Origin of the sequence: Streptomyces sp., assembly GCF_036566765.1 — a bacterium.
Classification (GTDB): Bacteria; Actinomycetota; Actinomycetes; order Streptomycetales; family Streptomycetaceae; genus Streptomyces.
On sequence record NZ_DATCVQ010000150.1, the window covers coordinates 1 to 5214 of the forward strand.

The following is a 5214-nucleotide window of genomic DNA, read 5'->3' on the forward strand; positions in this document are numbered from 1 at the left end:
CGGCTGGTGGACCCACCGAGCCGAGCAAATCCCCGTCTGCCCGCCCTGCCAGGCCGCCCACGACGCCTGGCTGGAGAGGATCCGGCCCCTGTCTCCGGCGGAGCGGTACAAGGCCATGGGCCAGGCACGAGCCGAGGCCTCCAACCGCGGTGCCGCGATCGCCGAAGACGGCCGGGAGCTCCTTCGCCTCGGTGCCACCTACGACTCGGCCGCCCAGCGTCTCGGCGTCACCCGCCAGCACCTCCAGCAGGAACTGTGCCGGCACCCCCAGGAGGTCGCCGCGTGAGCGCCACCGAGGAGCCGCGTCGGCTCCAGATCACGCCGCCGCCGTACCCGAAGACCACGCCAGGTCTGTGCGAAACCGGCCGACCCGTCTGCGGAAAGCCAGCCCGACTTTTTCCAGCCGGGTGGCGGTGCGACCAGCACCGACCCGGACGCACCACCGCCATAGCCGGCTGAGCGCACGACAAAGGCCCGCGGGAAACCGCGGGCCGGAAGGGAGGGGACGTGTCAGGACTTCGAGGCGGGAGCGATCTTCGCCACCCATTCGCGGGTGAAGCCGGTCAGCCGCGCCATCTCGGACGGCCCCAGGCCGGCCGCGCGTCCCTTCACCAGGAGCGCACGCAGCTCTTCGTCGGCGCGCTTGAAGGCCTCTTCAGCCTTGGTGCGCTTCTTGGCTGCGGCCTGAATCTCCATGTCGAGGGCGTCCATGCAGCACATGTTGGCACAGGTGGGGGCGGTAGCGCTACGCGAACGCGCATAGTGGTCGCGAATCTCGACCGCGAACGCTATTCTCATTCTCGTGCAGCTGAAGCCCAGCTGCATCACATGCCGCATGGCCGTGCACTGACTGAAGGAGCGGCAATGGATCGCATACCCCCGGCCACCTACGAAGAGGCTCGAGCCCGTACCGACAGGATCCACGCAGGCTTCGCCGAGATCCGTCAGCTGCAAGCCCTGTTGCCGCCCCAGCCGAAGCGGCAAGAGACGGACGAGCGATCCGTCTACTTCATCCAGGCGGACAACGGGCTCATCAAGATCGGTGTGTCCGATAGCCCGAAGAACCGCCTCCGGACCCTGCAAACCATGTCTCCCGTCGCCCTGCGGCTTGTCCTCGTACTGCCCGGCCGCGGTGCACGCGGCGAGTCCGAGCTTCACGCGCGCTTCGCGGAGCACCGCTCGCACGGGGAGTGGTTCCACCCCGCGCCCGAACTCATCAGCTTCATCCAGGAGCAGAAGTGACCGAGATCCTCAACGCCGGTGAGCAGGCCGACCTCGCTCAACTCGAAGCCGTCATCGAGCGCGGCATGAACACCTTCATCGAGGTGGGTGCAGCCCTAGCCGCTATTCAGGAACGGAAGCTGTACCGATCCGACTTCGGCACCTTCGAGGGCTACTGCCAGGCGCGTTGGGGCATGGGCCGCGCTCACGCCTACCGCATGATCGCTGCATCGGACGCTGTGTCTCCAATTGGAGACACCGACCTCCCCATTCCAACGAACGAGTCACAGGCTCGAGAGCTTGCTCGAGTTCCCGAGCCGGAGCGCGTCGACGTCTGGCGGGAAACGGTCGAGCGGACCGGTGGTCAGCCGACCGCGGCTGCGGTGCGCGAGACCTACGCTGCCCGCGCTGACGAGGTCGTTGACGCCGAACTGGTCGACGAGCCCGCCCGCTTCGAGCCGCCGAAGGTCAAGCGGCGCCCGCTGCCGGAGGCGTTCACGGACGCCGGCCGCGACCTGACCCGAGCCGCTGAGCGTCTCTCGCGGCTCACCGAAGACGACCGGTTCGCACGCAACCGGGAGACCACCCACCACCAGGTGCCCGAACTCCTCGGCGCCCTGGACCACACCGCGCGGCTCGTGCAGGCCATGGACCTGCCCGCCGCCGGAGCAAGCGAAGAGGCCCGCCGCTGGTGGGCGACGAGCCTCCGCAATGTCAGCGACGCCCTGTCCGGCATCGCCGATTCCCTCGAGAAGGAGATCTGAAGTGCGTAACCCCAAGGTACCCGCCCAGCGCGGCCCGCAGTACAAGGTCATGGACGTCACCCCGGACCTCGCCGAGAAGTGGCTCGACCAGAACACCCACAACCGCAACCTCCGCGAGAAGGCCGTCATGGCCTACGCCCGCGACATGGAGGCAGGCAACTGGGCGGAGAACGGCGAGGCCATCAAGTTCGGCAAGGACGGCACTCTCCTCGACGGCCAGCACCGCCTCCAGGCCATCGCCTTGTCCGGCGCGACCATCAAGATGCTCGTGGTCACCGGCCTGGAAAGCCGGACGCAGGAGACGATGGACGACGGACGTAAGCGCACCCTTGCCGACGCCCTTCACCTGCGCGGCGAAACGAACTCCGTCGTCCTCGGCGCACTGCTCCGCCGAGCCCTCATGTGGGACATGGGCCAGTACCGCAACACCGGCGCCTACACGCCCACCAACACCGAGTGCTTGACGTTCCTCGAAGAGCACCCTGAGTGCCGCGAGTCCGCGTCCGTAGCGGTCGCGCTCCGCAAGCCGGTCGCCCTTCCGGCGTCCATCTTGGGCCTGACCCACTGGGTGTTCAGCCGCATCGACACCGAGGATGCCGACTTCTTCTTCGAGCGCCTCGGCACCGGCGCCAACCTCACCCAGTACCACCCGATCCTCACTCTCCGGAAGAAGAGCCGGGAAGTCGGCGAGGGCCCCGGTCGCGTTCCCGAGGACATGCTCCTCGCCTTCGTCATCAAGGCCTGGAACGCGTACCGCGACGGCGACGAGATGCGCCTCCTGCGCTTCAAGCCCGGCGGCGCACAGCCGGAGAAGTTCCCCACCCCGAAGTAGCTGCCCGCGGGGTCGGCTTCGGCCGGCCCCGTCCTTCGGCTCCCCATCCGTACCGCTCGAAGGAAGTCCCCGATGCCCTGGGTTCGCTTGGATGACCGCTTCCCGTCGCACCGCAAGGTCGCGCTGCTGTCCGACCGCGCCTTCCGGCTGTACGTGTCGGCGCTCTGCTGGTGCTCCGAGAACCTCACCGAGGGCGCGATCGCCGAACGCGAACTGCCCTTTATCGCCCGACTGCGCGGGGTGAAGAAGGTCGCGACGGAGTTGGAGGCCGCCGGCCTGTGGGACCGGACCGCAGACGGATGGATGGTTCACGACTACCTCGAGTACAACCCGGACCGCGCCCGGGTGAAGGCGGACCGGGAGTCCAATGCGGCCCGACAGAAGGCGTGGCGGGACAGGAAGAGGGCTGAGCGGGAGGCGAAGCGAGCCGCTGAAGAGGCGGAGCGTAACGGCGTTACGCGCGACGGGAACGACGCCGAGAACGACGCCTCAGCGACACGACGGCGACACGACGGCGACACGACGGAGAAGCGAAGCGACTCCGAAAATCGCGAAGAACCCCAGGTCAACGGGATTCGTAACGGCGTTAGTAACGGCACCCCGTCCCGTCCCGTCCCTCTTCTTTCTCCTACGGAGAAAGAAGAGGCAGAAGGACAGCTAGCTAGCGCGCCCGCGGGACCGGCTCGAATCGGCGACCGCCCCCGCATTCCCGCCAACTGCCAGCCCCTCGTCGAAGCCCTTCAGGCAGCCCGCCTGTACGTCGGCTGGGACCTCAAGCCAGACGAGTGGTTCCTCGTCGAAGCGCTGATCCAGCGCTGCGGAATCCCCGCCCTCGTCGTCTCCGCCACCGGCAGCTGGCAGGGGGCCCGCACACAGCCACGGTCCGCGACCTACTTCCTGCCCGCCTGGCGCGTCCTGCCCGACTCGGTCACCCGTCCGGAGCCAGTCGAACTCCCCACCGCTGTCGGTGGCGAAGTCGTCCAGTTCGGACCGCCCGCACACGGTGGGGGCCCGCGCCCTGCCACGTCCGACCTTCGCGTGCAGCAGGCCCTCGAGGCCGGCCGCCGACTGCAGGCCCTCGCCGATGCCCAGAAGGAGCAGCAGCAGTGATTACCTTCGAAGAAGCCGGAGAAATCCTCGGCCTTGCCGCAGCCCGTGACCAGCGCATCGTTGGCGACGCCGACATCCTCGCCTGGACCTCCGACCTCAACGCGGCAGGCATCTCGTACTCCGACGCCGCAGCAGCGCTGACCCGCTTCTACGCCGTCGAGATGGCCGGCCTCGAGCCGGACCAGCGGCGCCGGGTAACAACCCCCGACGTCATCGGCATCGCCCGCAAGATCCGGGCCGAGCGGCTGGCGAACTTCGTGTACGACCCGCCGCCTGGCGACGACGATCCGAACTACCTGGCTCGACGGCGCGGCCAGCTCGAGGCAACCGCAAGCGGCCAAGCTCCGGCTCTGACGGAACGCCCGGCGCTCGAGGGCGGACCGCACACCAGCGTCCGCCTCGCCCTTGCAGGCATGGGCCGTCAAGTACCGGACGAAGACGGCGAGGAGACCCCGGCCGAAGTGGTCGAGATTCGTCGGCCCGGTCCGCTCGGCGTCGAATGCCCCAACTGTCATGCGGCAATTGGGCGCCCCTGCCGGGTCGAAATCGGCGGCAAGCGCCGCGAGCTTCGCAAGCCACATGCCGCTCGCACTCGTGTGGCCAACGGAGGCCCCGCACAGCTCGAGTCGCAGGACGAGATCGAACGCCGCCGTGCAGCATCCGCTGCCCGGCTCGCCAGCCTCACCGACGAGGAGAACGCGTCATGACCATCCGCCACAACGCTCCGATGCCGACCGAGATCCGGCACTACATGCGCGCCGGCCAGCATCCCTCCCGGTCCGTCGCATGCCCCTTCTGCCGTGCTCTGGAGCACAAGCCGTGCCGCGTGATCTCCAACGGCCGGCACCTCGCCGAACCCCACCCGGCCCGCCGCAGCGCCTGGGCCGAAGCGACTGCCTGCTGCCCGCACTGCCAGGTCGAGCCCGGCATCCCCTGCCACATCGACGGCGTCCCGCTCTCGCAGGTCCACGCTCGCCGCCTGCTGGAAGCGAAGGAGACCGCAGCGTGAAGATCCGCGCCGACATCGCCGACCTCGTCCGAGCCGGGCACTCCGACGCCTCCATCGCCCACCGACTCGGCTGCAGCCGCTCCACCGTGTGGGAAGCCAGGCGGGCACTCCGCCTCCCGCCCTCCCGCACCCTCGGCCGCCTCTACGCCGAAGCCGTCCCCACCGGCCAGGTCCGCGACTACCGGCCCGACCGGATGCCCACCTCGCCCGCACAGCAAGCCGCCAACCGAGCAGCCCTACTCGCCGCCCTCCGCAACAACGCCGCCTGAAAGGAGAAA

9 protein-coding genes are annotated in these 5214 nt (G+C 68.9%); 8 read left to right on the top strand and 1 reads right to left on the bottom strand.

All coding sequences use genetic code 11. The features are described 5' to 3' along the window. Window positions 1-286 (top strand): hypothetical protein (locus tag VIU94_RS07865; protein WP_331909007.1); only part of this gene is annotated, 286 nt, incomplete at its 5' end. Window positions 287-510: 224 nt separating this feature from the next. Here VIU94_RS07865 and VIU94_RS07870 read toward each other — a convergent pair. After that, the gene (locus VIU94_RS07870) at window positions 511-711 is read right to left on the bottom strand and encodes a hypothetical protein (protein ID WP_331909009.1); all 201 of its coding nucleotides are present in this window, start codon (window positions 709-711) and stop codon (window positions 511-513) included. A gap of 153 nt (window positions 712-864) precedes the next feature. Between VIU94_RS07870 and VIU94_RS07875 the strand changes: the two genes are divergently transcribed. From VIU94_RS07875 to VIU94_RS07905, 7 genes are all read left to right on the top strand, one after another. Next, a complete protein-coding gene (locus VIU94_RS07875) occupies window positions 865-1242 on the top strand; it encodes a GIY-YIG nuclease family protein (protein ID WP_331909011.1) in 378 nt (125 codons plus the stop codon). After that, window positions 1239-1985 (top strand): hypothetical protein, encoded by a 747-nt coding sequence (locus VIU94_RS07880; protein ID WP_331909013.1) that lies wholly within the window; start codon window positions 1239-1241, stop codon window positions 1983-1985. The genes VIU94_RS07875 and VIU94_RS07880 overlap by 4 nt, the downstream gene beginning before the upstream one ends. Before the next feature lies 1 nt (window position 1986). Next, complete coding sequence (locus tag VIU94_RS07885) at window positions 1987-2817, top strand: hypothetical protein (RefSeq protein WP_331909015.1); 831 nt, start codon at window positions 1987-1989, stop codon at window positions 2815-2817. A gap of 72 nt (window positions 2818-2889) precedes the next feature. Continuing rightward, window positions 2890-3927, top strand: a complete 1038-nt coding sequence (locus VIU94_RS07890) for a hypothetical protein (RefSeq protein WP_331909017.1) — start codon at window positions 2890-2892, stop codon at window positions 3925-3927. Continuing rightward, window positions 3924-4634, top strand: a complete 711-nt coding sequence (locus tag VIU94_RS07895) for a zinc finger domain-containing protein (protein ID WP_331909019.1) — start codon at window positions 3924-3926, stop codon at window positions 4632-4634. The genes VIU94_RS07890 and VIU94_RS07895 overlap by 4 nt, the downstream gene beginning before the upstream one ends. Further along, window positions 4631-4936 (top strand): zinc finger domain-containing protein, encoded by a 306-nt coding sequence (locus VIU94_RS07900; protein ID WP_331909021.1) that lies wholly within the window; start codon window positions 4631-4633, stop codon window positions 4934-4936. Before VIU94_RS07895 ends, VIU94_RS07900 begins: the two co-directional genes overlap by 4 nt. Beyond that, window positions 4933-5205 carry a helix-turn-helix domain-containing protein gene (locus VIU94_RS07905; RefSeq protein WP_331909023.1) on the top strand — a complete coding sequence of 91 codons (273 nt, stop codon included), beginning with the start codon at window positions 4933-4935 and terminating at the stop codon, window positions 5203-5205. Before VIU94_RS07900 ends, VIU94_RS07905 begins: the two co-directional genes overlap by 4 nt. Window positions 5206-5214 lie beyond the last annotated feature (9 nt).

Excerpts from the sequence above, each read along its gene's own strand:
- VIU94_RS07870 (WP_331909009.1), bottom strand. The coding sequence starts at position 711 with ATGGACGCCCTCGACATGGAGATTCAGGCCGCAGCCAAGAAGCGCACC.
- VIU94_RS07875 (WP_331909011.1), top strand. The coding sequence starts at position 865 with ATGGATCGCATACCCCCGGCCACCTACGAAGAGGCTCGAGCCCGTACC.
- VIU94_RS07890 (WP_331909017.1), top strand. The coding sequence starts at position 2,890 with ATGCCCTGGGTTCGCTTGGATGACCGCTTCCCGTCGCACCGCAAGGTC.
- VIU94_RS07900 (WP_331909021.1), top strand. The coding sequence starts at position 4,631 with ATGACCATCCGCCACAACGCTCCGATGCCGACCGAGATCCGGCACTAC.